This window comes from Actinomycetota bacterium (assembly GCA_030019255.1).
Taxonomy (GTDB): Bacteria; Actinomycetota; Geothermincolia; order Geothermincolales; family RBG-13-55-18; genus Solincola_A.
Window position 1 is genome coordinate 1 of sequence record JASEFK010000029.1, and the last position, 1,943, is coordinate 1,943.

The 1,943-nt window shown below is 61.4% G+C and carries 1 protein-coding gene; it reads left to right on the forward strand.

Going from position 1 to position 1,943, the window contains the following annotated elements:
- Positions 1–674: 674 nt before the first annotated feature.
- The coding region (locus QME84_12695; GenBank protein MDI6875121.1) for a cache domain-containing protein at positions 675–1,943 on the forward strand (1,269 nt) is incomplete at its 3' end.

Sequence of the window (1,943 nt, forward strand, 5' to 3'; positions counted from 1 at the left end):
CGCACCGAGCTCTCCCCGGAGGAGGTCATCCCCCTCGAGGACTTCGAGGAGTTCTAATCCTCCCTGTAAGGTTGGGAAAAGAGGGGCGGGAAGCGCATTCCGCCCCCTTTTTCTTTCCCGCAACCCGTCACCCGCTGATGCGGTGTGGTCCTTCACGGTTTTGCAGGAACCCGACATGCTCTTCCGGGCTATGGGTAAAGGTTCTCCGGGAACCGCTCCCATTTCCGCGTACCATGCTCCCTGCCCCCAGGCCCATCCCCACCCGCGCACCGCGCTTCCACCGCGAAGCGCGTCACGGCACCTTCTCCCCCGATTTTCCGCCTTCCGACACCCGTTCATGCGATTTTTCCCCTGCCTTCACTCCCTATTCTTCTGACTGGAGAACCTGTGAAGCGACTTGGGGCCTGCGAGCCGGAAGCAGCTATCAACCGTGGGAACGGGAAGAAGGTCTGCCCAGCGTCGTCGGCGTGGGCGATCCCGTTCCGGGATCGCGCGGACTGCCGGGGACGGTCTCCCGCAACCCGTTGTCCCGACCGACGGGAGACATAATTTTGTGAATTGCGACCTAAACCGGGCGGTCGGAGGGAAGCGCCTCCGACCCCGCACATCGCCATAATCCGTCCCGCGGGCGAGTGGACGAGGTGTTCAAAGCTTGGTGGGGTGAAGGAGAAGAGATGGGAAGGATAAGAAGCTGCGGGAAAAGGGCACTCCGGTTCCTGAAGTCGACCAGGGGAAGGATCCTTCTCCTAGCCGTGGCCGTTCTCATGGTCATGGTGGCCCTCAACGTCTTCTGGGTGGTCCCCAGCGCCAGGGCAAAACTGGTGGAGTCCAAGCGGCAGAAGACCGCGGAGGAGACCCACACCGCATGGTCCCTTCTGGACCATTACCACCGCCTGGAGGCCGAAGGGGTCATCTCCAGGGAAGAGGCGCAGGAAAGGGCCAAGGAGGCGGTAAGGTGCCTCCGCTACGGGCCGGAAATGAACGACTATTTTTTCATCATCGATTACCGGCCCGCCATGATCATGCACCCCTTCAAGCCCGAGATGGAGGGAAACGACCTGAGCGATTACAAGGACCCCAAGGGAAACGCTCTCTTCGTCAATATGGTGGAGGTGTGCCGGAGCTCCGGGGAGGGGTTCGCCAATTACTTCTGGCAGTACAAGTACGACGCCTCCCGCATCGTGGAAAAGACTTCCTACGTCAAGTCCTTCCAACCCTGGGGCTGGATCGTGGGCACCGGGATCTACACCGAGGACGTGGCGGAGACCGTGAATCCCTGGAGGAACACAATTGCCCTGGTCTTCGGGTTCCTAGCCCTTCTCGGCTTAGTCGGCGCCTATTTCTTCACCGGCCTCATCAGCAGGAACCTGGAGAGGTTGAAGGCCTCGGCAAGAAACCTCTACCACGCGGTCGTCCACGGCGACCTCCTGCACCGTGAGGATCCCTCCGCGGTGGGCGAGGAATACCGCGATCTGGTGAGGGAGATGAACTCCATTGCAGACCTATTCGTCAACTACATAGAATCGAGGCCCGCGCCCACCTTCGCCTTGGACCGCGAGAAACGCGTGCGCTACATGAACTCCGCCGGCCTGAGCTTCATTGGCAAGTCCCTGGAACAGGTCAAGGGAAGACCCTGCAGTGAGGTCTTCCCCCACGGGGCCTGCGGGACCCCGCAGTGCGTGGGCGAACGCTGTCTCGCCTCCCGGGAATCCGTCTCGAGGGAGTTCGGGATGAGGCACGGCAGGAAGGACCTGATCATCAACTCCACCGCCCTGCCCATACAGGGCGCCGAGGGCGAGGTAGAATCCTGCTTCGAGCTCATCTCCGACCTCACAAGGGTCCGCGAAGAGGAGCGCCGGAAGGGCAAGATAGCGGAGTACCAAAACATGGAGACGGAGAAGCTTATCTCCGCCATGGAGTCCCTCTCCACCGGCGACCTGGAC